At 59.2% G+C, this 23,609-nt stretch carries 25 protein-coding genes; 12 read left to right on the top strand and 13 right to left on the bottom strand.

Going from position 1 to position 23,609, the window contains the following annotated elements; genetic code table 11:
- The first annotated feature begins 105 nt into the window (after nt 1-105).
- Together E5180_RS06185 and E5180_RS06180 are read left to right on the top strand one after the other, a co-directional pair.
- On the top strand, nt 106-411 hold the full coding sequence (locus E5180_RS06185) for an SH3 domain-containing protein (RefSeq protein WP_138923622.1): 306 nt from the start codon (nt 106-108) through the stop codon (nt 409-411).
- 230 nt (nt 412-641) lie between these two features.
- Entirely contained in the window at nt 642-2,183 is a 1,542-nt protein-coding gene (locus E5180_RS06180; RefSeq protein WP_138923621.1) for an MHYT domain-containing protein, read from the top strand.
- An 86-nt stretch (nt 2,184-2,269) separates the two neighbouring features.
- Here the strand turns inward: E5180_RS06180 and E5180_RS06175 are convergent, their stop codons facing one another.
- From E5180_RS06175 to E5180_RS06165, 3 genes are read right to left on the bottom strand one after another with little or no spacing between them, the layout of a single operon-like run.
- Complete coding sequence (locus E5180_RS06175; protein ID WP_206338729.1) at nt 2,270-3,061, bottom strand: iron chelate uptake ABC transporter family permease subunit; 792 nt, start codon at nt 3,059-3,061, stop codon at nt 2,270-2,272.
- Nucleotides 3,051-3,824 carry a metal ABC transporter ATP-binding protein gene (locus E5180_RS06170; protein ID WP_138923619.1) on the bottom strand — a complete coding sequence of 258 codons (774 nt, stop codon included), beginning with the start codon at nt 3,822-3,824 and terminating at the stop codon, nt 3,051-3,053. The genes E5180_RS06175 and E5180_RS06170 overlap by 11 nt, the downstream gene beginning before the upstream one ends.
- A complete protein-coding gene (locus E5180_RS06165; RefSeq protein WP_093733929.1) occupies nt 3,821-4,303 on the bottom strand; it encodes a Fur family transcriptional regulator in 483 nt (160 codons plus the stop codon). Before E5180_RS06165 ends, E5180_RS06170 begins: the two co-directional genes overlap by 4 nt.
- An 88-nt stretch (nt 4,304-4,391) precedes the next feature.
- Here E5180_RS06165 and E5180_RS06160 point away from each other — a divergent pair, with 88 nt between their 5' ends.
- A complete protein-coding gene (locus E5180_RS06160; RefSeq protein ID WP_138923618.1) occupies nt 4,392-5,435 on the top strand; it encodes a zinc ABC transporter substrate-binding protein in 1,044 nt (347 codons plus the stop codon).
- Between the two features lie 16 nt (nt 5,436-5,451).
- On the opposite strand, the gene E5180_RS06155 is transcribed toward E5180_RS06160, so the two are convergent.
- Both E5180_RS06155 and E5180_RS06150 read right to left on the bottom strand, forming a co-directional pair.
- Complete coding sequence (locus E5180_RS06155) at nt 5,452-6,504, bottom strand: permease (RefSeq protein WP_138923617.1); 1,053 nt, start codon at nt 6,502-6,504, stop codon at nt 5,452-5,454.
- On the bottom strand, nt 6,501-6,815 hold the full coding sequence (locus E5180_RS06150; protein WP_138923616.1) for an ArsR/SmtB family transcription factor: 315 nt from the start codon (nt 6,813-6,815) through the stop codon (nt 6,501-6,503). The genes E5180_RS06155 and E5180_RS06150 overlap by 4 nt, the downstream gene beginning before the upstream one ends.
- Nucleotides 6,816-7,009: 194 nt before the next feature.
- Between E5180_RS06150 and E5180_RS06145 the strand changes: the two genes are divergently transcribed.
- The 5 genes from E5180_RS06145 to E5180_RS06125 all read left to right on the top strand — a co-directional run bounded on the left by E5180_RS06145 (nt 7,010) and on the right by E5180_RS06125 (nt 10,492).
- On the top strand, nt 7,010-7,669 hold the full coding sequence (locus E5180_RS06145) for an ATP-dependent Clp protease proteolytic subunit (RefSeq protein WP_138923615.1): 660 nt from the start codon (nt 7,010-7,012) through the stop codon (nt 7,667-7,669).
- A 132-nt stretch (nt 7,670-7,801) separates the two neighbouring features.
- Nucleotides 7,802-9,067 (top strand): ATP-dependent Clp protease ATP-binding subunit ClpX, encoded by a 1,266-nt coding sequence (gene clpX / locus E5180_RS06140; protein ID WP_138923614.1) that lies wholly within the window; start codon nt 7,802-7,804, stop codon nt 9,065-9,067.
- A gap of 145 nt (nt 9,068-9,212) precedes the next feature.
- Complete coding sequence (locus tag E5180_RS06135; protein ID WP_005852785.1) at nt 9,213-9,572, top strand: RidA family protein; 360 nt, start codon at nt 9,213-9,215, stop codon at nt 9,570-9,572.
- Between the two features lie 83 nt (nt 9,573-9,655).
- Complete coding sequence (locus tag E5180_RS06130) at nt 9,656-10,039, top strand: NADH:ubiquinone oxidoreductase subunit NDUFA12 (protein WP_138923613.1); 384 nt, start codon at nt 9,656-9,658, stop codon at nt 10,037-10,039.
- Between the two features lie 99 nt (nt 10,040-10,138).
- Nucleotides 10,139-10,492 carry a DUF2155 domain-containing protein gene (locus tag E5180_RS06125; protein WP_138923612.1) on the top strand — a complete coding sequence of 118 codons (354 nt, stop codon included), beginning with the start codon at nt 10,139-10,141 and terminating at the stop codon, nt 10,490-10,492.
- On the opposite strand, the gene aat is transcribed toward E5180_RS06125, so the two are convergent.
- From aat to E5180_RS06085, 8 genes are all read right to left on the bottom strand, one after another.
- Entirely contained in the window at nt 10,456-11,091 is a 636-nt protein-coding gene (aat, locus tag E5180_RS06120) for a leucyl/phenylalanyl-tRNA--protein transferase (protein ID WP_138923611.1), read from the bottom strand. The two genes, E5180_RS06125 and aat, sit on opposite strands and share 37 nt — an antisense overlap.
- Complete coding sequence (accC, locus tag E5180_RS06115) at nt 11,084-12,436, bottom strand: acetyl-CoA carboxylase biotin carboxylase subunit (RefSeq protein WP_138923610.1); 1,353 nt, start codon at nt 12,434-12,436, stop codon at nt 11,084-11,086. Before accC ends, aat begins: the two co-directional genes overlap by 8 nt.
- A gap of 10 nt (nt 12,437-12,446) precedes the next feature.
- On the bottom strand, nt 12,447-12,944 hold the full coding sequence (gene accB / locus E5180_RS06110; RefSeq protein ID WP_138923609.1) for an acetyl-CoA carboxylase biotin carboxyl carrier protein: 498 nt from the start codon (nt 12,942-12,944) through the stop codon (nt 12,447-12,449).
- A 237-nt stretch (nt 12,945-13,181) separates the two neighbouring features.
- A complete protein-coding gene (locus tag E5180_RS06105; RefSeq protein ID WP_138923608.1) occupies nt 13,182-13,937 on the bottom strand; it encodes an ABC transporter ATP-binding protein in 756 nt (251 codons plus the stop codon).
- Nucleotides 13,938-13,995: 58 nt separating this feature from the next.
- Nucleotides 13,996-14,760 carry an ABC transporter ATP-binding protein gene (locus E5180_RS06100; protein ID WP_138923607.1) on the bottom strand — a complete coding sequence of 255 codons (765 nt, stop codon included), beginning with the start codon at nt 14,758-14,760 and terminating at the stop codon, nt 13,996-13,998.
- A 15-nt stretch (nt 14,761-14,775) separates the two neighbouring features.
- Complete coding sequence (locus E5180_RS06095) at nt 14,776-15,984, bottom strand: branched-chain amino acid ABC transporter permease (protein ID WP_138923606.1); 1,209 nt, start codon at nt 15,982-15,984, stop codon at nt 14,776-14,778.
- 3 nt (nt 15,985-15,987) lie between these two features.
- Nucleotides 15,988-17,019 carry a branched-chain amino acid ABC transporter permease gene (locus E5180_RS06090; RefSeq protein ID WP_138923605.1) on the bottom strand — a complete coding sequence of 344 codons (1,032 nt, stop codon included), beginning with the start codon at nt 17,017-17,019 and terminating at the stop codon, nt 15,988-15,990.
- A gap of 90 nt (nt 17,020-17,109) precedes the next feature.
- Nucleotides 17,110-18,474: a substrate-binding protein gene (locus E5180_RS06085; protein WP_138923604.1), complete on the bottom strand. Its 1,365-nt coding sequence runs from the start codon at nt 18,472-18,474 to the stop codon at nt 17,110-17,112.
- 231 nt (nt 18,475-18,705) lie between these two features.
- Here E5180_RS06085 and E5180_RS06080 point away from each other — a divergent pair, with 231 nt between their 5' ends.
- The 4 genes from E5180_RS06080 (at nt 18,706) to E5180_RS06065 (ending at nt 23,455) form a co-directional block, all read left to right on the top strand.
- A complete protein-coding gene (locus tag E5180_RS06080; protein WP_138923603.1) occupies nt 18,706-20,001 on the top strand; it encodes a short-chain fatty acyl-CoA regulator family protein in 1,296 nt (431 codons plus the stop codon).
- A 108-nt stretch (nt 20,002-20,109) separates the two neighbouring features.
- Nucleotides 20,110-20,493: a response regulator transcription factor gene (locus E5180_RS06075; protein WP_138923602.1), complete on the top strand. Its 384-nt coding sequence runs from the start codon at nt 20,110-20,112 to the stop codon at nt 20,491-20,493.
- Nucleotides 20,490-20,762, top strand: coding sequence for a hypothetical protein (locus E5180_RS06070; RefSeq protein ID WP_138923601.1), 273 nt, complete (start codon nt 20,490-20,492; stop codon nt 20,760-20,762). Before E5180_RS06075 ends, E5180_RS06070 begins: the two co-directional genes overlap by 4 nt.
- A complete protein-coding gene (locus tag E5180_RS06065) occupies nt 20,762-23,455 on the top strand; it encodes a sensor histidine kinase (protein WP_138923600.1) in 2,694 nt (897 codons plus the stop codon). The genes E5180_RS06070 and E5180_RS06065 overlap by 1 nt, the downstream gene beginning before the upstream one ends.
- The last annotated feature ends 154 nt before the right edge of the window (nt 23,456-23,609 follow it).

Here is a 23,609-nt window from a genome sequence, read left to right as displayed (position 1 = left end):
GCGCAGGGTCGGCGGATCAACACCCGCCGGTTGATATGACGGTTTATTTTGCGGCCTGCGCAGGCTACCACCGAACCCGAGGCTATCAGAACAAGGGCAAGAACAATGCGCAAAGCAATGACCGCCGCAGTATCGGCATTGGTGATTGGCACCACAGTATCCGCAACCCCCGCAACCGCAGGATCGCTGGGCCGCTTTGAAGTCAGCGGCGTGGACGGGGATGACATGCTCAAGATGCGGGCAGGGCCGGGGACGGGGTTTATTGTCTTGTTGGGACTGCCCAACGGCACCGTTTTGCAGGTGCACGAATGCCAGCAGACCGGCGGCACACGTTGGTGCGACGTTTCGCTTGATCAGGCGCGTCGTGTGCGCGGGCATGTGTCCTGGGCCTATCTGCGCAAACTGCGCTAAGGCGGGCTGCGTGCCTTGTGCACCGGTGGTTGAATGTTTCGTTAAGGTTAACGCAGCGCCTTTGCCCAAAGGCGTGTGACGCGTTTTACAAGGCGGCAACCTGTTGTTTATCATAAAGAAAAATCGCGGTTAATTCGCTGTCCAACACCAGTATAACGTAAACGCGCCTCAAATCTGCCGTTTTCCGAGGCGATCAGCGTACCTGAAGTTAGCAGTTAGAGTACGCCGATATGTTTAAAGTTGCCCACACGATCCACAATGACCACGACCTAAGCCTGGTTCTCTTGGCGCTGTTGTTGTGTGCCTTCGGGTCTTGGGTGGTTTCGCGCTTGTATCAGCATGCGTTGGGGCGTCCGCGCAGTCAGGCGGCGATCTGGTTTGTGCTGACGGCGCTGACAGCGGGTGTCGCCATCTGGTGTACGCATTTCATCGCGATGTTGGCCTACCAGCCTTCGGCACCGGTGACGTTTGATCTGCAGCTGACCTTTATATCGCTGCTGATAGCGATTTTAGGGTGTTCCGTGGGCATTATGATCGCGGGCATGTTCCGGTCACTCGTGACCACCATCATCGGCGGCGCGGTCTTTGGTATGGCGGTTTCGGCGATGCACTACACAGGCATGGTGGCATACCGTATCGAAGGGGTCGTGGCTTGGGACCGCAGCTATCTCATCGGCTCTGTGGTGCTTGCGATCCTTTTTTCGACCGTCGCGCTGTATCTGGGCAGCCGTGTTTCGCGCCACAGTGGCCTGCAAATGGCTGGCGTGCTGACGCTGTCCATCGTCGGCTTGCATTTCACCGGTATGGCAGCGTTCAATGTGGATTGTATCGGCCTGAAACCCGGCTACACCAACCCCGAGGAATATAAACTGCTGGCGTTGCTTATTGCAGGGACCGCGACGATGATCACTCTGGGTGGGCTATTTACCTATTTCATCGAAATCCGCACCCGCATGGAAAGCATCGAACAACTGCGCGAGGCCCGTGATGCTGCCGAAGCGGCGAGCCGTGCAAAATCCGAATTCATGAGCGTTCTCAGCCACGAGCTGCGTACCCCGCTGACCATCGTGATTGGCTACGCGAGCTTTCTGACCAAGCTCAAATCCACCACTTCGGCCAAGCTATCCCCGTCCGAGCCGATTACCGAAAAACACTATAACATCATTGGCGATCAGGCAGAGCTTTACGGCCAACGCGTCAAGTTTGCGGGCAACCACCTGCTGACCATCATTAACGATATCCTCGACTATACCAGCATCGAGTTGAACGATATCAAACTGGCGAAAACCACCTTTTCGACACGGTCGCTGTTGGCGCAGGTCGAGGATCAGTTTCAGGGCTTGGCGCAGGGCAAGGACGTCACGCTCCATGTGCCCGACGGCAGTCTTGATGTGATGGCCGACCGTGGGCGCTGCTTGCAGATCCTGATCAATCTGGTGGGCAACGCGCTCAAGTTCTCTAAGGCCAAAGACATATTCCTGCGGGCCGAAGTCGACGGCGGTGGCTTCCGCTTCGAGGTAGAGGACAACGGTGTTGGGATGGCGCAAAAAGATCTGGAGTCCATCTTCCAGGCCTTTACCCAGATTGAAAACGCCGACAACCGGTCAGAAGGTGGCACGGGGCTGGGGCTTGCGATCTGTAAAAAGCTGGCGTTGACGCATGGTGGCGATATCTCTGTCTCAAGCACGGTGGGCAAGGGCACGAAGTTCTCGGTCTTTTTCCCGCATAGTCTGGTCAGCACCGGGCGCCCGTCTTTGCCCGTGGCGGCGTGATCAGCGCGCTCCTTTAGCGTTTGAGCCAAACACCAAGGGCCGCAGCGCGATGCTGCGGCCCTTGGTGTTTGTGCCGCGCAGAAAACCTAGCGTTTCAGCAAGGGGGCCACGCCGGAGGATAGGATGAACAGCAGCGCCGCGACGCTGACGATGCTGGGGCCGGTGGGTGTGTCAAATGCAAAGGAAGCGGCCAGCCCGCCCAAGGCGGCGATCACCCCGATGACGCAGGCGGTCGCGGCCATGACCTCGGGCGTGCGTGCAAAGGGGCGTGCTGCGGCGGCGGGAATGATCAGCATCGCCGCGATCAGCAAAGCACCGACGACCTTGATCGCGACTGCAACGGTCACCGCCAGCGCCAGCGTCAGGATCAGTTGTTCACGCCGCGGGTTAACGCCGCTCGCTGTCGCCAGATCAGGGTTCAGCGTCGCCGATAACAATGCTTGCCAGCGCCAGACCAACAGGGCGATCGACAGCAATGCGCCGCTCCAGATGATCGCAAGATCGCCTTTGGTGACGGCCAGAATCTCTCCGAATAGATAGGCGCTAAGATCAACGCGCTGGTTGGGCAGCAGCGACACCGCGACAAGACCGATGGCCAGCGCCCCGTGGGCCAGCACCCCCAGAAGCGTATCCGTGCCTAGGCTGCGCCCGTTCAGCGCCGTCACAATCAGCGCCATCGACAGGGCGACCAACAGGACCCCGGCAAAGATCGGCAGTTCAAACGCCAAGGCCAGTGCGACCCCCAGCAAGGCCGCATGCGAGGTCGCATCGCCGAAATAAGCCATCCGCCGCCAGACCACAAAGCACCCTAAAGGGGCGGCTGCGAATGCCACGCCAATACCGGCAAGCCCGGCGCGTATCAAAAAGTCATCTAGCATCTTGGTCCCCGTGCGCGTGGTTGCAGCCCGCATCATGTGTATGGTCGTGGGTGTGATCATGCGAATGCGAATGTTCGTGCCGATACAGCGCCAGCGCCCCTTGGGTGCCAGTGCCGAACAATGCGCGGTATTCCGGCGCATCGGCGACGATTTCGGGCGTGCCTTCGCAGCAGACATGACCGTTCAGGCACAACACCCGATCCGAGGCCGCCATCACCACATGCAAATCGTGGCTGACCATCAGTACGGCGCAGCCCATATCGCGGCGCACCTCTTCGATCTGGCGGTAAAACGCGGCAGAGCCGGGCTGATCCAGCCCCTGCGTCGCTTCGTCCAGAATGAGGATATGGGGCTTGTTCAGCAGCGCGCGCGCCAACAGGACGCGTTGGAACTGACCGCCCGACAGATCGGTCATCTGCTTTTTCGCAAGGTCGGTCACCCCCGCCTGCAGCAAGGCCTGCGCCACGGTATCACGCGGCTGACGACGGGGCAGGTTCAGAAACCCGCGCACCGTCAGCGGCAGCGTCGCATCGATCTGCAGCTTTTGCGGCACATAGCCGATGCGCAAATCCGGCGCACGGGTGATTGTGCCCGCGGCAGGTTTCAGCGCGCCAATCAGGGCGCGCAGCAGGCTGGACTTGCCCGATCCATTGGGGCCGACAATGGTGACGATCTCTCCGACATTTACGGCAATGTCGACGTCGCGCAGCACCGTTTGACCGCCAATGCGCAGGGTCAGATTATGGGTGGCGATCAGGCTCATACGGCGGCCTCGTTCTGACACGCGGGGCAAAGGCCTTGGGCCTCGATCACCGTGCGTTCAATCTGGAACCCCGCCGCGCGGGCCGCGTCGCCCAAACGCCCCTGCGTCAACGCCGTTTCGCTTTCGGCGACCGATTGGCAGCTGCGGCAGATCAGAAAGGCCGGCGTGTGGTCCAATCCGACATGGCTACAGGCGGTATAGGCATTCAGCGCCTCGATCCGGTGGGCAAGCCCGGCCTTTACCAAAAAATCCAGCGCGCGATAGGCGACAGGGGGCTGCGCGCCAAGCCCTTCGGCTGACAGATGCCCCAGAATGTCATAGGCCCCAAGGGCGCGGTGTTCGGCCAGCAACAGTTCTAACACCCGGCGGCGCACCGGGGTCAGTCTTAAGTCCGAGGCCGCGCAACGCGCCTCTGCGGCGGCCATCGCGTCGTCGACACAGGCACCGTGATCATGCGTTTCAAATCCAAGGGTCGACATATTTGCCTCCGTAGCAGGGTTCGGTATTGATATGTTATAACGTGTGATCTATCAAGGTTATAGTATAACATTTTATGGGAGCCCCCTTATGCGCCGTCTGCTTTGCACCACCCTCCTTTTTTCTGCCGGACTGGCCCACGCAGAGGTACCCCGCGTCGCCACCGACATCGCGCCGGTGCATTCGTTGGTGTCTATGGTGATGCAGGGGGCAGGCAGCCCCGATCTGATCATCCCGCCCGGCGCGTCGCCCCACAGCTATGCCATGCGCCCCACCGAAGCCCGCAATCTGGCGCAGGCTGATCTGGTGGTCTGGGTCGGGCCGTCGCTGACCGCTTGGCTGGAGGGGCCTTTGGATAGTCTGGCACAGGATGCACAGCGCCTGACCCTGCAGGATGTGGACGGCATTCGCCTGTTGACCAACCGCAGCGGTGTTGCGTTCGAGGCCCATGATCACGACGATGAAGCGGGGCATGAGGATCATGACGCCCACGAAGGTCATGACGACCATGGTGATCACGAAGGGCACGACCATAGCGGCGATGACCGTGGCGACGATAAAGACCACGCCGATCATGAAGGCACTGACGCGCACGAAGGGCACGATCACGCGGCGGGCGCATTGGACCCGCATATGTGGCTCGACCCGCAGAATGCGATCGTCTGGCTGGATCAGATCGCGGCCATGCTGTCACAGCAAGACCCTGAAAATGCAGCGATTTATGGCGATAATGCCGCACAGGCGCAGGCCCGTCTGACGGATTTGCAAGCCGATCTACAGGCAGAGTTGGCGCCGCTTGCGGGGCAGAAGTTCATCGTTTTCCACGATGCCTATCACTATTTCGAAGCCCGCTTTGGCGTAGAGGCAAGCGCGTCGATCTCCCTGAGCGATGGGGCGGCCCCCAGTGCTGCACGATTGGCCGACGTGCGCGATGTGGTGAAAGAGACACAAGCCGCCTGCGTGTTCACAGAGCCGCAGTTCAACGCGGGCCTGATCGAGGCCCTGCAAGACGGCGCACCCCTAAAGTCTGCCTCGCTTGACCCGATCGGCGCGCAGCTGGCACCGGGCGTCGAGATGTATCCATCCCTGCTGCGCGATCTGACGGCGGCTTTCGCCAGCTGTCTGGCAAAGTAACGACCAGCTTTGGGTGTTACAGTGATACCCAAAGCTGGAACAGCAGCCCCGACACAAACGAGCCTGTCAACGCGATCCCGATATACAGCGCAAAGACAGGGCGTTTGACCAGCGCCCAAACAGCGATGGCCGCGGGCAGGGACGTGACCCCGCCTGCGACCAGAAACGCGAGCCCCGCACCGGGTGCCATGCCTTGACCAAGCAGCCCGCCGACCAACGGCAGCGCCGCATAGCCGTTCAGATAGGCCGGTACCCCGACCAATGTCGCGACCCCGATTGGTACGATTCCGGTGCCGCCAAGAGCGCGGGTCACCAGCTCTGCGGGAATCCACGCCAGCATGAGGCTCTCGAGCAAGAACGCCAGCGCCAGCCATTTGGTCAGGAACAACGTGGTCTTAACGGCTTCGCGCAGGAATTTTGCCACCCGCGTGTCGTCGTGCCAAAAGGCCCAGACGACCGGCTGGGGCGCGCGCACCTTTGACGCACCGCAGCCGCCATTCCCGACACCGTCGCGTAACGGGTCTGCCAAGGCGCCAGCGCGCGACAAGGCGTGCACGACGGTCCCTCCGAAGATGCCGAGCCCCACGGCGGCAAGGGTTTTGGCGATGGCAAACTCTGCCCCCATAATGCCGGTGGTGAGCATGAACATCGTCGGGTCCATCACAGGCGACGCCAGCCAAAAGGCCATGACAGCGGATAGGGGAACCCCCATGGCAAGAAGCGCCGCGATCAACGGGATCACCCCGCAAGAACAGAACGGCGACAGCCCGCCCGCCACGGCTGCGACGGCGATCATCACGGCGGGCGATCCGGTAAAAGCGCGTGCAATCAACCCGTCGGCCCCTGTCGCGCTGGCGTAGGCAGCGACGCCGATAGACAAGAGCAAGAACGGCGCAACATCGATCAGGTTGCGGATTGTGAACTGCACGCTGCTGGCCCCCAGCGGTGCGTCGACCACAAAGACCACCGCCAGCAGGCCGGCAAAGGCCAGCCATACACGTTCACGGGTCCAGATGTGATGCACCGCGTCGCTCAAGGCACTGCGGGAGGGGTGGGAAAGATCGGTCATGCGGCGGCATCCTTATTGAGCGAAACGCCGGTGCAGCATTCCGAGGTCAGAAACGAAAGCGTTGCGCGCATGGCGTCGAAGTCCACGCGGTTGACGACGCTCCGCCCGTCCCGCCGCTGGATAATCAGCCCGGCATCGACAAGCGCCCCAAGATGGTGCGCAAGAGTGGAAGGGGCGGCGTTCAGGTGGGCCCCGATTTCACCCACGGTCAGCGCGTCGTCTCCGGCGCGCACAAGAAGGCGAAAGATCTCGAGGCGGGTGTCGTGGCCAAGGGCGGCGAGCGCGCGGGCGGTTTTTTGATGTGCTGTCATGGAGCTGAGCTAAAACTATAAAACTAGTTTTGTAAAGATGATTCGGGCGATGCGCACTGCATAACCAGGCCGTCGAATCCTCAGCCAGCCAGATGATCGGACCTGCCCCCCTTGAACCCCTTAGATGCCGCGATTAATCTTAAGCCAAGGTTTCGCGGGTATGGTCCGGCGAACGGCAATATCAGGCAGGCTTTATGAACGATCCACACGATACATATATGAACACGCTGGTCCCTATGGTGGTTGAACAGACCAGCCGGGGCGAACGTGCGTACGACATCTTCTCGCGTCTGCTGAAAGAGCGGATCATTTTCCTGAACGGGCCTGTCCATGACGGTATGTCCTCGCTCATCGTTGCACAGCTTTTGCACCTCGAGGCAGAGAACCCCTCCAAAGAAATCTCTATGTATATCAATAGCCCAGGCGGTGTTGTGACCTCCGGTCTGTCGATCTACGACACGATGCAGTATATCAAGCCGAAGGTATCGACGCTGGTCATCGGGCAAGCGGCGTCCATGGGGTCGTTGTTGTTGCAAGCGGGTGAAAAGGGCATGCGATTCTCGTTGCCCAACAGCCGCGTCATGGTCCACCAGCCGTCCGGCGGGTATCAGGGTCAGGCGACAGACATCATGATTCACGCGCAGGAAACGCAAAAGTTGAAAACGCGCCTGAACGAGATTTATGTCAAACACACCGGTCAGCCGCTGGAAAAAGTCGAAGCAGCACTTGAGCGGGACAACTTTATGTCTCCCGAGGAAGCCAAAGACTGGGGCCTGATCGACGAGATCGTCGAAAATCGTGGCAAGATGGATGATCCTGACGCGCCAAAAGCTGGCAACAAAAAAGGCAAGTAAATAAGGCGTGCGTGGCCCGTTATTTTACGATTGTGGACCACGCACCGCTGGCCTAAGCTGGCACCGAGCAAAAAAATATAGATGGCTGCCGTATGGCGGGCACGATCAAACGACAGACCTGAAAGGGTTGAAATGGCTAATACTTCGAGCGGCGACAGCAAAAACACACTTTATTGCAGCTTTTGTGGCAAAAGTCAGCATGAGGTGCGCAAGCTGATTGCAGGTCCGACCGTCTTCATTTGTGACGAATGCGTCGAACTTTGCATGGATATCATCCGCGAGGAAACCAAAGCCTCGGGGCTGAAAGCCACCGATGGCGTGCCGACGCCCAAGGACATCTGTGATGTTCTGGACGATTACGTGATCGGGCAGGCAATGGCCAAGCGGGTTTTATCGGTTGCCGTGCACAACCACTATAAGCGTCTGAACCACGCCCAGAAGGGTGGGGACATTGAGCTGGCGAAATCCAACATTCTGCTGATCGGCCCGACCGGTTGTGGTAAAACGCTGCTGGCGCAAACGCTTGCACGTATTCTGGATGTGCCGTTCACCATGGCCGATGCGACGACACTGACCGAAGCAGGCTATGTCGGCGAAGATGTTGAAAACATCATCCTCAAGCTGTTGCAGTCGTCGGAATATAACGTTGAACGCGCACAGCGCGGGATCGTCTATATTGACGAAGTCGATAAAATTACGCGCAAGTCCGAAAACCCCAGCATCACCCGTGACGTCTCGGGCGAGGGCGTGCAGCAGGCATTGCTGAAGCTGATGGAAGGCACCGTCGCATCTGTTCCGCCGCAAGGTGGGCGCAAGCATCCACAGCAAGAATTCCTGCAAGTGGATACCACGAACATCCTGTTCATCTGTGGTGGTGCTTTTGCCGGTCTGGACCGGATCATCGCAGCGCGCGGCAAAGGGTCTGCCATGGGCTTTGGTGCCGATGTGCGTGACAAGGATTCCCGCGGTATCGGCGAGATTTTCACCGACCTTGAACCCGAAGATCTGTTGAAATTCGGCCTGATTCCGGAATTCGTTGGCCGTTTGCCGGTTCTGGCAACGCTCGAGGATCTGGACGAGGATGCGCTGGTCACAATTCTGACCGAACCGAAAAACGCATTGGTCAAACAGTACCAACGTCTGTTCGAGATCGAGGACACGCAGCTGACCTTTACCGATGATGCGCTTTCGGCAATTGCGAAACGTGCTATCCTACGCAAAACCGGTGCACGTGGTCTGCGCTCTATCCTCGAAGATATCCTGCTGAACACGATGTTCGATCTGCCCGGCATGGACAGTGTGACCGAAGTGGTTGTCAACGAAGAGGCCGTAAACTCTGACGCGGCACCGCTGATGATCCACGCCGATGCCGAGAAAGAGCCCGCTACCGCAGGCTAAGATCGACTGCATATTATCCGATCAAGGCGCGCCAGAGATGGTGCGCCTTTTTCACATCCAGCCGCAGGTTCCAGCTTTGCCGCTTGACCTCTGGCGGGCCAAGCGCTTTGACAGAGGCGTAGGCATGACAGACAAGAGGCGCATCATGACAAGACGTATTTTTTCGGGCGGTGAATTTGAGGCCAAGATCGGCTATTGCCGCGCCGTTGTGGCGGGGGGCTTTGTTCATGTGGCGGGCACCGTGGGGCAGGGCGATACCGTGACCGACCAATGCCGCGCCGCCCTTGCGACCATTGAAGGGGCCCTGCGCGAGGCAGGCTGCACCATGGCCGATGTGGTCCGCGTGAACTACTACCTGCCAGATCGCGCCGAATTTGAACCCTGCTGGCCGATCCTGTCAGAGGTTTTTGGCGATGCGCCACCAGCGGCGACCATGATCGAATGTGGCCTGATCGATGACAAATACCGCATCGAAATCGAAGTCACCGCCTGCCTACCCGGCTGAAAACCGCGGCTATGCGCCCCGAAGCCCGCTAGACCTTTGCGCGGCCTTGGTGCATATATCCATCAAAGCTTCAGGAGACCACTATGGGCATTCTCAACTCTCTTTTGCGCGGCGTGACGTGGTGGAACGGCCAGACGCTGAACACACAGCTGTTCACGTGGCGCAAGGGCATCAAGGTCGGCGAAGACGCCGAGGGCAATGTGTATTACCGCAACGCGGACAGCAGCAAACGCTGGGTCATCTTCAACGGCGAGATCGAAGCGACCCGCGTGAATGCTGACTGGCACGGCTGGCTGCACCATTCGTGGGATGAAACCCCGCAAGATCGCCCGCTGGTACATAAGACGTGGGAAAAGCCCCACCAAGAGAACCTGACCGGCACCGCGCTGGCCTATGCGCCTGCGGGATCCATCCGCCGTGAAAAGCCTGCCGACCGCGGTGACTACGAGGCATGGCAACCCGAATAAAAGCCCCCGTGCGCCTTTACGGGGGCGCACGAAGCTGCGGGCGTCTGGCCGGTGCGTGGCACTGAAAGACTCCGTTTTGACGTTCAAGGAACCCATGTGATGCGCAAGATTTTGATGATCCTCGCCGTGATGGCCGCGCCCGTGCAGGCACAGCAAGTCGCCAGCGCCGAGGGCGGCGTCTTGCGGGCGTTGGACAAGGTATCGGGCGTGTCGCGTGACGTAGAGATGCAGCGCGGAGAGACTTCGCGCGTGGGCAGCCTGAATGTGACCCTGAACGAATGTCGCTATCCTGCGGGCAACCCTGCGGGCGACGCCTATGCCGAGCTTGATATCGTCGAGACGGGCGACGAGAATCGGCTTTTTGCCGGCTGGATGATCGCCTCTGCGCCCGCGCTTTCAGCGCTGGAGCATCCGCGCTATGATATCTGGGTCATCCGCTGCACCACATCTTGAGGAGTGGCAGCAACAGGCGCGGTAAAGTCCGCGTTTTTCATCAAGGCCATTTCTAGCCGGGCGTGATAGGCGGCGCGGGTTATTTCCTGCGCACCAAGAGACGCCAGATGCGGCGTCAGGAACTGGGTATCAAACAGGGTAAACCCGCCTCGGGTCAGCCGATCCACCAGGCAGGCCAGCGCGATCTTTGATGCATTATTGCGCCGCGAGAACATGCTTTCGCCAAAAAACGCCCGCCCCAGTGTGACGCCGTAGACGCCACCCACCAATACATCACCTTCCCAGACCTCAAGCGCATGGGCTTGGCCTTGGGCATGTAGCCGCGCGTACAGCGCAAAAATCTCGGCGTTGATCCATGTATCGGCGCGGTCGGCGCAGCCGGATACGACGTCTTCAAATGCGGTGTTGATACTGATGGTAAAGTGGGTCCGCCGCATTGCGCGCGCTAGGGAACGCGAGATGTGGAACCCGTCTAGGGGGAAGATGCCCCGCCGCCGCGGATCGACCCAGAAGATTTCCGGGTCGTCGCGGTGTTCGGCCATGGGGAAGATCCCCATGGAATAGCCGTGCAATAACAGCTCTGGCGTCAGGTCAGGCATTGCCCAAATTTGTTTCAAGCCAATGCTCTAGCCAGTGGATGTTATAGTCCCCTGTCAGCACGTCCTGTTCGTCAAGCAGCGCATGGAACAGCGGGATCGTCGTGTCGACCCCGTCCACGATCAGCTCTCCCAAGGCACGGCGCAGACGCGCCAGCGCTTCGGGACGGTCGCGCCCGTGAACGATCAGCTTGCCGATCAGGCTGTCGTAGTAGGGCGGGATTTTATAGCCGTCATACAGCGCACTATCCATCCGCACACCAAGCCCGCCTGGGGCATGATACTGTGTGATCTTGCCCGGGCAGGGCGAGAAGTTAGGCAATTTTTCAGCGTTGATCCGGACCTCGATCGCGTGTCCGTTGATCTTCAGGTCTTCTTGGGTAAAGGACAGATCCATTCCGGCAGCGACGCGAATTTGTTCGCGCACCAGATCGACCCCAAAGATGGCTTCGGTGACGGGGTGTTCGACCTGCAAACGCGTGTTCATTTCGATGAAATAGAACTCGCCGTTTTCATACAGGAATTCGACCGTGCCCGCGCCGATGTAGTTGATGTTGGCCATCGCATCTGCACAGACCTTGCCGATACGCGCACGTTCTTCGGCGGTGATCGACGGGCCGGGGGCTTCTTCGAAGACCTTCTGGTGGCGGCGTTGCAGCGAACAGTCGCGTTCGCCCAGATGGACAGCGCGACCTTTGCCATCGCCGAACACCTGAATTTCGATGTGGCGCGGCGTGGTGAGGTATTTCTCGATATAGACTTCGTCGTTGCCGAAGTTCGATTTCCCTTCGGCGCGGGCAGTCATGAAGGCACGTTCCATTTCAGCGGCGGTTTTCGCCACTTTCATACCCTTGCCACCACCACCGGCGGTTGCCTTGATGATCACCGGATAGCCGATTTCCTCGCCGATACGCTTGGCGTCGGCCAGTGTGGGCACGCCACCGTCAGACCCGGGAACGCAGGGCACGCCAAGCTCTTTCATAGTGTCTTTGGCGGTGATCTTGTCGCCCATAATGCGGATGTGTGCCGCTGTGGGTCCGATAAAAGTCAGGTCGTGGTCTTCGACGATCTGCACAAAGCCCGCGTTTTCGGACAAAAAGCCGTATCCGGGGTGAATGGCCTCTGCGCCGGTGATTTCGCACGCGGCGATGATCGACGGAATCGACAGATAGGATTGCTGCGAGGAGGGCGGGCCGATGCAGACAGATTCGTCTGCCATGCGCACATGCATCGCATCGCTGTCTGCCGTCGAATGGACCGCGACAGACCCGATGCCCATCTCGCGGGCCGCACGGATCACGCGCAACGCGATCTCGCCGCGGTTTGCGACTAGGATTTTTTTGAACATAGGTTTCGCCTTATTCCAGGATCACCAAGGGCGCGCCAAATTCAACGGCGGCGCCGTCATCTACCAAAATCCGCTTTACCGTGCCGGAACGTGGCGCTGGAATGTGGTTCATTGTTTTCATAGCTTCAACGATCAGCAGCGTGTCCCCTTCGGAAACGGAGGTCCCGACCGATATAAACGAAGGCGCGCCAGGTTCGGCTTGCATATATACCGTCCCCACCATCGGAGAGACGACAGCACCGGGGTGGTCCGCGGGATCGCTGGCTTCTGCTGCAGGGGCTGCGGCTGCCGGGGCGGCGGGCGCGGGCGCTGCATAGTGCGCAGGGGCCGATTGCGCCTGATGCGGTGCTACGATCTGTTGCGGTGGTTTGCGGCTGACGCGCACATTCAGGCTGTCATCCTCGGCGTAATCCCGCTTGACCTGCAATTCGGTCAGATCGTTTTCGTTCAGCAACTCGGCGAGCGCCTGGATAAAAGCCACATCGGCGTCATGGGTGTTTTTTGTCATATTTTCCTCAGCCAGTCAAAGTCGATAGGGCGCTGCCTGTGCCCTTGAATTGCTGCCTTATAGGGCATGGGCGCAGTCATGAAAAGCAAGCAGTTGCCTAACGTCACCTTGGCCGCGAGAGGCGGCGGACCGGGGCAGGGGGTATATGCAATGGGGCAAGGGGGCGCAGGCGCGGGAAAGTGCTGGTATGAAACGCATGTTTCGCCAGAACGTCCCGCGCCCGTAAAGTGTTAGTCGTCAGATCGCCAGATATTCGGAGCGCAATTCGGCGTTGTTCAGCACCTCGTCGGCGGTGCCATCAAAGACCACGCCGCCGGTATCAAGGATCACCGCGCGATCCGCGAGCTTGAGCGCACGCACGGCGTTTTGTTCAACCAGAATGGTGGTGATGCCTTGGGATTTGATCAGCGACAGGGTCTTTTCGATCTCGTCCACGATGACAGGGGCAAGCCCCTCATAGGGTTCGTCCAGCAGCAGCACCTTGATGTCACGGGCCAGCGCGCGGGCAATCGCCAGCATCTGTTGTTCGCCGCCCGACAGGGTCACGCCTTCTTGCTTGCGGCGCTCTTTCAGACGGGGAAACAGGTCATAGATGCGGTCAAGCGACCAGCCGATCGGCGGGGCGATCTGCGCCAGTTGCAGGTTTTCCTCGACCGTGAGGCCCGCGATGATGCGGCGGTCTTCTGGGACCAGCGCCAGACCGTTGGCGGCGGCCTCGTGGCTGGCCATTTTGTGCAGCGGCTTGTGGTCGAGCCAGACCTCGCCCTTGCGCAATTCGGGGTCGCCAATCTGGGCGATGGCCCGCAGGGTCGATGTTTTGCCCGCGCCGTTGCGGCCCAAAAGCGCCAGAATTTCGCCCTCATGGACGTTAAAGCTGACGCCCTGCACAATATAGCTTTCGCCGTAGTAGGCGTGGATGTCCCATACCGACAGATAGGCGGGCGCAGTAGAGGCATGGTTGGCGCTGTTCGAGAAATCGGGTTTCGTGTTCATGTTCTTATCCTTGCAAAGCCGAGGTGCTGTGGCGGGGGCGGGGACCTGCGCCCCCGCATCAGGCGGCGTCTTGGGATTCGCCCAAATACGCCTCGCGCACCTTGGGGTGGCCTTTGATGTTGTCGGGTGTGTCTTCGACCAGCGGCGTGCCTTGAGCCAACACGGTGATCCGTTCCGCCAATGAGAACACCACATGCATGTCGTGTTCGATGATGGCGATGGTGATATTGCGTTCGTCCTTGATCTGTTTGAGCAGGTCGATGGTGTTGTTGGTATCGGCCCGCGCCATACCCGCTGTGGGTTCATCCAGCAGCAAAAGGCGCGGATCTTGCGAAAGGCACATCGCAATTTCCAACCGGCGTTTATCGCCGCGTGACATAGAAGCCGCGTGCATATGGCGTTTGTCGGCGAGCTTCATCTCGACCAGCATTTCTTCGGCTTTTTCGATCACGTCGCGCTGGCTGGACACCGAGGACAGCGCATTCATCTGGAATGCGCCATCGCGTTTGGCAAAGCAGGGGATCAGCATGTTTTCCTGCACACTGAGATCGCCGAAGATCTCGGGCGTCTGGAACACGCGCGAAATCCCCATCTGGTTGATCTCGTAGGGCTTGCGCCCCAGCACCGACTGTCCGTCGAACATGACCGATCCGGTATCGGGGATCAGCTTGCCCACTAGACAGTTCAGCAGCGTGGACTTACCCGCCCCGTTCGGCCCGATAATGGCATGGACCGAATTTTCCGCAACGCTGAGGTTCACGTTGCTCAGCGCTTGCAACCCGCCGAAACGTTTGCCGACATTTTTGACTTCGAGAATGGCCATCTGTTCAGCTCCTTCTTATTCGGCTGGGGGTATGTTGCGTTGTGCGGCGGCGTCGGCTTCGACCGATCCCGCGTTCCGGTCCTTGCGGCGGAACACGCGACCGATGCGTTGGCCACCTTCGACCAGACCACCGGGCAAGAAGATCACGACCAGCATGAACAGCAGACCCAAGGTCAGGTGCCAGCCCTTGCCGACAAAGGGGTGGATCACCGCGATCAGCATGTCTTCAAGCCCATCGGGCATGAAAGAGAACCAGCCGTGCAGAACGTTATCGTTGATCTTGGAAAAGATGTTTTCAAAATACTTGATAAAGCCCGCGCCCAGTACCGGCCCCAGAAGGGTGCCCGCACCGCCAAGGATCGTCATCAGCACGACCTCGCCAGAGGCTGTCCACTGCATCCGCTCGGCCCCGGCAAGCGGGTCCATTGCGGCCAGCAAACCACCCGCCAGACCGGCATACATGCCAGAGATAACAAAGGCCGCCAGCGTGTAGGGTTTGGTGTTCAGGCCGGTATAGTTCATCCGTTGCTGGTTCGATTTCACGGCCCGCAGCATCATCCCGAAGGGCGACCGGAAGACGCGGATCGAGATATAGAACGCCAGCAGCATGATCACGGCGCACAGGTAATACCCGACCGAGAAGGTGAAGGACCAAGCCCCGAAATCCAACGTCGTCGCGGCATTCATCTGCGCCCCGAAAAGGTTGGGGTAGCTGGGCGCGTTTGCACCGTCCAGAATGCGCGGATCGCTGAGCGAGATTTGCAGCCCGGTTTCGCCATTGGTGATCGGCGTCAGGACCGAATAGGCAAGGTTGAACGACATCTGCGCAAAGGCGAGCGTGAGGATCGAAAAGTAGATCCCCGACCGGCGCAGCGAGACAAAGCCGATCACGACGGAGAACAACCCCGCGACGATCACCGACAACACAATCGCGGGGATCACGTTCATCGACAACAGCTTCATCATCCACACGGCAGAGTAGGAACCGACCCCCAGAAAGGCCGCGTGGCCAAAGGACAGGTATCCGGTCAGCCCGAACAGAATGTTGAACCCGATGGCAAAGATGCCAAAGATCACAAAGCGTTGCATCAGGTCAGGGTAGCCGGCGTTGAATTGTGCAAGTCCGGAGCTCGCAGGGAAGGGGTTCAGGATGACGGGGGCTGCCATGGTCAGGAATGCCACCACCAACAGAAGGAGAAAGTCTTTTTTAGTGAGTGATTGCATGGGTTATTCCTCCATCACGCCTTTGCGGCCCATTAGGCCACGGGGGCGTGTCAGCAAGATAAGGATCGCGACAACGTAAATGATGATCTGGTCAATGCCGGGCAGGATGTTCTTGACCTCGTTCATCGAGGCAAAGGATTCCAGGACACCCAGCAAGAACCCCGCCAGAACGGCCCCGGGCAAAGACCCCATGCCGCCGACAACGACGACCACAAAGCTCAGCACCAGAAAATCCATGCCCATGTGGTAGTTGGGCGAATTGATCGGCGCATACATGACGCCTGCCAGCCCAGCCACCGCCGCGGCGATGCCGAACATAATGGTAAATCGCTTGTCGATGTTGATGCCCAGCAGACCCACGGTTTCGCGGTCAGCCATGCCGGCGCGCACAACCATCCCAAAGGTGGTGAATTGCAAGAAGGCGAAGACGCCGCCGATGATCAGCGCCGAGAAGGCGAAATAGATCAGACGCCAATAGGGATAGATGATCGCATTGGGATCAAAGCCCAGCAACACGCCGAAATCGAACGACCCGCGAAAGGCTTCGGGGGCAGAGGTCGGGATCGGGTTGGCACCGTAGAAGTACTTGATCACCTCTTGCAGCACGATCGCCAGACCGAAAGTCACAAGGATCTGGTCCGCGTGGGGGCGCTTGTAGAAGTGTTTGATCAACCCGCGTTCCATGACAAAGCCGATGACCAGCATGATCGGCACGGCAAAGAGGATCGACAGGGGAACCGACCAATCCAGCAGCCACGCACCGGCTGCATCGCCGAACCACTCTTTGATATACAGCACGTCTTCGAATTTCGGGTTGCCCAAAAAGTCGGTACCAGAGGATTCCGCGGCCTTGTGGCTTAGGTTGAAAATCTTGCTTAGGGTCACAGCACAGAATGCGCCGATCATGAACAATGCCCCGTGGGCAAAGTTGACGACACCCAAGGTGCCAAAGATCAGGGTCAGACCAAGCGCGATGAGCGCATAAGCTGAACCTTTGTCCAACCCGTTAAGAAGTTGCAAAAGAATGGCGTCCATCGCGGTGCCCTCGAATTTTTAAGAAGTGAAAGACGGAAAAATTCCGCCGGCAAGGTAAGGCAGGGGAAGCCCCCCGCCTTAGACTTGGATTTAAGCGCCGGGGTTACAGTCGCCCAACGCGCCGCCTGCAAACATCGGGTGGTCGACATCATAGGTGACTTGCTCAGCTGGTGTGACTTCGACGATTTCCACGAGGTCGAATTCGTTCTCGGGGTTCTCTTTGCCGCGCACAACCACAACGTCCTTAAAGCACTGGTGGTCGCCAGCACGGTACAGTGTTGGACCGTTACCCAGACCGTCAAATTCGTAACCCTCGAGGGCTTCGACAACGGCGCATGGGTTGAACGACCCGGCACGTGCAACCGCATCAGCATAAAGCAGCGTCTGCGCGTAGCATGTCTGAGCTGCCTGGCTGGGTGGGAAGCCGTATTTTTCGCCAAAGGACTTAACAAAGGCGTTTGTCCCTTTGTAGCGGTCGCCTTTTTCGTTCTCTAGCTTCCAGTCCCAGTTTTGCGAACCTACGATACCGGTGATGTTCTCACCTGCGCCACGGGCCATCAACTCGGAGTAGAGCGGTACAACGATTTCGAAGTTCTTGCCGTTCACCTGCTTGTCGCGCAGACCGAACTGAACCGCGTTGGTCAACGAGTTAACCATGTTTCCGCCGTAGTGGTTCAGAACCAGAACATCGGCACCGGAATTCAGCACAGGCGCGATGTAGGACGAGAAATCGGTCGCGGCGAGCGGCGTACGCACATCGTTGATGGTTTCCCAGCCCATGGCTTCCGTCGCGGCCTGAATGGATTCCTGCTGTGTCCAGCCCCATGTGTAGTCGGCTGTCAGACTATAGACCTTGCGGTCGTCGCCATAGAGGTTCTTTAGCACCGGTGCCAAAGCGGCAGCGGACATGTAAGCGTTAAAGAAGTGGCGGAAGCCGTTGGCTTTTTTATCTTTACCGGTGGTGTCGTTGGAGTGGGTCAGACCCGCCATAAAGATCACGCCGGCCTCTTGGCATAGGCCTTGCACAGCAACAGCCACACCGGAGGACGAGCCGCCCGAGATCATGATCGCGCCGTCTTTCTGGATCATCGACTGCGCCGATGCGCGGGCCGCGTCCGATTTCGTCTGCGTGTCGCCGGTGACGAACTGGACCTTCTTGCCCATGATCCCGTTACCTTCTAGCGCCTTGGAGCTGAAGGTGTTCAGCATGCCGCCGTCGCCCTGACCGTTCAGGTGTTCGACCGCCAGCTCGAACGCGCGCAGTTCGTCTGCGCCCTCGTCCGCGTAGGGGCCTGATTGTGGCACGTTAAAGCCCAGCGTCACCGTGTCGCCCGTTGGCGCGTTCGTAAAACCTGAATGCGCGGCAGCGCTTAGATACGTCGGCAAGGCCAGACCAGCACCGGCAGCAGCGCCGGTTTTGATCACGCCGCGACGCGTCAAGTTAGAAAATGTCATGTATTTCCTCCCAAATGTTGAAACCACGGCCCGATTATTTTTCCGGGTCCATGATGCACAGAGGTGCAAATATGATATGAGAGGAAAACTGAAAACCGATCAACAAGCCCCTTGATAAAAACAACTATTCTGTAAATATATTCGCAGAGGCCTAAGGGGATTTGTAAATTTAATGATATTGCAGCGCAGAAAGCCGTTGATAATGCGGTATAAATCCGGCGGCTGTGTCGCATGACCCGCGATGCGTTGACCGGCAGTCGCATCCGCGAGCGGCGGGTGATGGCAGGGCAAAAGCAGGCTGATCTGGCCAAGCGGATCGGCATTTCGGCCAGCTATCTGAACTTAATCGAACACAACCGGCGCAGAATCGGCGGGAAACTGCTGCTGAACATCGCAGGCGCGCTTGGGGTGGAGCCGACGGCGCTGACCGAAGGGGCCGAAGCCGCCTTGATTGCTACCCTGCGCGAGGCCGCGGATGATGCGCGGCTGAGCGGGCCAGAGGTGAACCGCGCCGACGAATTTGCCGGACGTTTTCCCGGTTGGGCCGATGTGCTGGCCAGCGCGCAACGCCGGATCGCCACGCTTGAACGCACCGTCGAGACGCTGACCGACCGTTTGGCCCATGACCCGCATCTGGCGGCCTCTATGCACGAACTGCTGACCACCGCGGCGGCGATCCGGTCAACCGCATCGATCCTTGCCGATACCAAGACGCTTGAACCCGAATGGCGCGACCGGTTTCACATCAACATCGATCAGGACAGCCGCCGCCTTGCGGATAGCGCGCAGGCGCTTGTGGGGTACCTTGAGGCCGACCCCGAGATAACCCCCGCCGCCAACTCTCCGCAAGAGGAGGTCGAAGCGTTTCTGGCCGCGCACCGCTATCGTTTTGCAACGCTGGAGGTCACGGATGGGGATGCAGGGGCCATCGAGACGTTGATCCAGGCCGCCCCCGACCTGCAAAGCGTTGCTGCACGGCATATCGCGCGCGATGTTTTACAGCAGATTTCAATCGATGCAGAGGCGCTGCCCATAGCCGGTCTGACCCAAGCACTCGGTCACCTAGGGCCGGACCCCGTCGCACTTGCCGCGCTGCTGCGGCAGCCCGTGGCGCGTGTTTTGCGCCGTATGGCGACGGTGCCGGAACTGGGCGCAGGACTGGTCGTTTGCGACCGGTCGGGTACGTTGATCTTTCGCAAATCCATCGACGGGTTTGTCGTGCCCCGCTTTGGCGCGTGCTGCCCGCTGTGGCCGTTGTTCAGCGTCTTGGGCAGCCCCGGCATGGTGCAGAAACAACGGGTGGCGCAGCTGGGGCGGGGATATGCGTCGTTTGATTGTTATGCGACCTGCGAACCCCAGAACGTGCGCGATTACAACGCGATGCCTTTGCTGCAGTCGGTCATGTTGATCCTGCCCGCCAGCCCCGAAACCGTACCTGTGCACGATGTCGGTGCCACGTGCCGGGTTTGTCCGCGCACCGAATGTCCTGCACGCCGCGAGCCGTCAATCTTGAATGATGGTGTATAAGGGCGGGTAACAGGCTTTTGACAGGGCAGGGTTTTCCGTGCATCCTGCCTCTCGGCTTACCAAGATCGCGTTATAATGCGACCAGGGCCACAGGGAGGGATTTTGCCAATGGGCAAACACGTCGTGCTCGTAGAAGACGAGACGAACATCGCCGAGGCGATACGATTTTTATTGGGTCGCGAAGGCTGGCGCGTTGAAACGCTGGCCAACGGGGCCACGGCTGTCGAGGTCATCCGCAATGCCAGTCCCGATCTGGTGATGCTGGATGTGATGCTGCCCGGTAAAAGCGGTTTCGAAATCCTTAAAGAGCTACGCGCGGACGCAGCGCTGGCCGATCTGCCTATTCTGATGCTGACCGCCCGCGGCCAGACCCGCGACCGCGAAATCGCGCTAGAGGCGGGCGTCAGCCGCTTTATGACCAAACCTTTCTCTAATGCCGATATGCTGGCGGCCGTGCGCGATCTAACAGCTGCAGGCACCGCAGAAGCATGAGTAAACTGCCCGGCTCGCCGCTGTTTCTTGAACGGCGCAGCTACAGGTTTCGCCGCATGATGGACGCTGTTCGGCTGCTGCCGCTGCTGGTGCTGGGGTTCTGGATGGTACCGCTTTTGTGGCCGGTGCAAGATACCTCTGCGGGCGATGCTGTCCCCATGTCACATGCGCTGCGCTATGTCTTTGGCGTTTGGCTGATCGGGATCGCCTGCTGCTTTTTGCTGTGGCGGCGGACAGCGCGTCAGATCGAACAGGAAACCCAAGGCTGATGGTGTCACTGAACCAGCTGGTTGCCGTCTGTTTGCTGTATGTGGTGGGGCTGTTTGCCGTGGCCTTTGCCGCTGAACGCGCTGCCGCCCGCGGGCGTGGGGACTGGCTGTTGCGCTCGCCGTTGGTCTATACGCTGTCGCTGTCGATCTATTGCACCGCTTGGACGTTTTATGGCGCGGTCGGCTATGCGGCGCGATCAGGGCTGGAATTCGTGACGATCTATCTTGGGCCGTCGCTGGTGATGATCGGCTGGTGGTGGATCTTGCGCCGTTTGGTGCGCATCGGTCGGTCCCATCGCGTGACCTCGGTCGCGGATCTTATTTCTTCGCGATACGGGAAATCGAACCTCTTGGCGATATTGGTCACGATCATGGCAGTCATCGGGGTGACGCCCTATATTGCACTGCAACTACAGTCAGTTACCCTGTCCTTGTCGATCTTTGCCAGCGCCGAGCCACAGGCCACGACCGGGGGCGGCCAGATCAATTCGGCACAGGCGGCGTTTTGGGTCGCGGTGGGGCTGGCGCTGTTCACTGTGTTGTTCGGCACCCGTAATTTGAACGCCAACGAACGCCATCACGGCGTGGTCATCGCCATCGCAGTAGAAGCGGTGGTCAAGCTGCTGGCACTGCTGGCGGTTGGTGCTTTCGTGGTCTGGGGGGTCGCAGGTGGTGTCGAACAGACACTGGCGCAGATTGACCGGTCCGCGATCGGGCAATGGCAGGTCGAAGGGGGCCGGTGGACCGCGTTGACGCTGCTGGCCGCTGCGGCCTTTATCTGCCTGCCGCGCATGTTTCAGGTCTTGGTCGTGGAGAACGGCGACGAGCGCCACTTGCAGACCGCCAGCTGGGCTTTCCCGCTGTATCTCATGCTGATGAGCCTGTTCGTCGTGCCCATTGCCGTGGTCGGGCTCGATCTGCTGCCCGAAGGGTCGAACCCTGATTTGTTCGTCCTGAGCCTGCCGCTGAGCCAGGGGCAGAATTCGCTCGCGATGTTCGCCTTTCTCGGTGGGTTTTCCTCTGCCACATCGATGGTGATTGTCGCGACACTGGCGCTGTCGACAATGGTGAGCAACCATATCGTTATGCCAATCTGGCTGACCTATGGACAAAAAACGGTCCAGCAGTCGGGCGACGTGCGTCATGTGGTGATCCTGTCGCGGCGGTTGTCGATCCTGCTGATCATCTCGCTGGGGTATTGCTATTACCGGCTGTCGGGCGGGGGCGGTGCGCTTGCGGCGATCGGGACAATCTCTTTCGGGGGGGTGGCGCAGTTTTTGCCGGTGCTGCTGGGGGGCATCTTCTGGCGCGGTGCAACGCGGACGGGGGCGATCTGCGGGTTGACCATCGGCTTTGCGTTGTGGGTCTATACGATGCTGTTGCCAAGCTTTGGCGCAGGGGCCGCGCTGTCGGCGTCTACCTTTCAGGACGGGTTGTTCGGCTTGCAGTGGCTGCGACCCGAGGCCTTATTTGGGATCAATGGGTTAGATCCGACAGTTCATGCCGTTCTCTGGAGCCTTTCGATCAACGCTTTGGTTTTTGTCACCGTGTCCCTGTTCAGCTTTCCTGCCCCCGTAGAGCGGCTGCAAGGTGCGCAATTCGTGAATATCTTTGACCATTCCACGGCCGCACGCGGATGGAGCGCGTCGGTCGCGGCGAGCGAGGATCTGATGATCATGGCACAGCGCATTTTGGGCGCTGCAGAGGCGCAAGGCTTCTTTCGGGCGCAAGCGCAGTTGCAACAAAAACACGATGGCCTACCCGAACCGACACCGCGATTTGTGCAGGCGCTAGAACGCGAGCTCGCAGCATCTGTGGGGGCCGCCACGGCGCATGCAATGGTGGCGCAACTGGTGGGCGGGGCCTCTGTTTCGGTTCAGGATCTGCTCGCTGTGGCGGACGAATCGGCGCAGATGCTGGAATATTCCAGCCAGCTGGAAATCAAATCCCGTGCGCTGACAGATACCGCTGCGAAACTGCGCAGCGCCAATGACAAGCTGACCCAACTGTCACATCAAAAAGATAGTTTTCTAAGCCAGATCAGCCATGAATTGCGCACGCCCATGACCTCTATCCGCGCATTTTCAGAGATTTTGCGCGATGCCGAAGGGTTGGGGCCGGAAGAAAAGACCCGCTACGCGTCGATTATTCACTCCGAAACCATCCGGCTTACACGCTTGTTGGATGATCTGCTGGACTTGTCTGTGCTTGAAAACGGCGAGGTCTCATTGAACCGGCAACGCGGCGTTTTGCGCGATGTGTTGGATCAGGCGGTCATCACAGCGCGGGCGGCGAATACGCGTGTGATCAAAATTGATCGGGAAAGCGCGGGTGAAGATATCGTGCTGGATACCGATCTGGATCGTTTGGTGCAGGTTTTCATAAACTTGATTACAAATGCACAGAAATATTGTGTGGCCGATGACCCGCAGCTGTCCATACGGGCACATCAGCGTGGGCGGCGTATCATCGTTGATCTGATAGACAATGGCGTAGGAATTGACGCCGCTTCGCAAGCACTGATTTTTGAAAAATTTAGTCGTTTACCGGGGCAAGGCGGTGAGGGGGCCGGTCTGGGTCTTGCCATTTGCCGCGAGATTATCAAGCGGTTACAGGGGGATATATCGTATCTCACTGATGTCTCGGGCACCGGATTCCGTGTTGAGCTGCCGATCGCGCAGACTGACGTTTAAGCCGATTTCCCATCGCATCTAAGCAGATTCGTAACCTTTGTGCGTCATCTTGAAGGGGATGAAGCAGCGGTAAAGGATGCGCGCTATGGGATGATGTAGATGAACGTGGCTGCGTGGGGGATAGCGCCAAAGCGGCGCTATCTGCTGTCGTGAC

The sequence above is a fragment of the Sulfitobacter sp. BSw21498 genome (genome assembly GCF_006064855.1).
GTDB lineage: Bacteria > Pseudomonadota > Alphaproteobacteria > Rhodobacterales > Rhodobacteraceae > Sulfitobacter.
Note: the sequence above shows the minus strand (reverse complement) of the source record. Positions and strands in the feature narration are given on the sequence as shown.